General features: G+C 60.6%; 1 protein-coding gene. It reads left to right on the top strand.

Features of this window, described 5'->3' with window-relative positions:
• A partial coding sequence (locus BJF91_RS20675; RefSeq protein ID WP_456061820.1) for an EF-Tu C-terminal domain-related protein occupies positions 1-360 on the top strand: 360 nt, incomplete at both ends.

Here is a 360-nt window from a genome sequence, read left to right on the forward strand (position 1 = left end):
CCAGGCCGGCGACAACATCGGTGCGCTCGTCCGTGGTATCCAGCGCGACGACGTTGAGCGTGGCCAGGTTCTCTGCAAGCCAGGTTCGGTCAAGCCGCACAAGAAGTTCATGGCAGAAGCCTACATCCTGACGAAGGAAGAAGGCGGCCGTCATACACCGTTCTTCACCAACTACCGTCCGCAGTTCTACTTCCGCACGACGGACGTGACTGGCATCGTCTCCCTGCCGGAAGGCACGGAAATGGTTATGCCTGGCGACAACGTCACGGTTCAGGTTGAGCTGATCGTTCCGATCGCGATGGAAGAAAAGCTGCGCTTCGCTATCCGCGAAGGCGGCCGTACCGTCGGCGCCGGCATCGT

The organism is Gillisella taibaishanensis (genome assembly GCF_001938985.1).
In the GTDB taxonomy this organism is placed as follows: Bacteria; Pseudomonadota; Alphaproteobacteria; order Rhizobiales; family Rhizobiaceae; genus Allorhizobium; species Allorhizobium taibaishanense.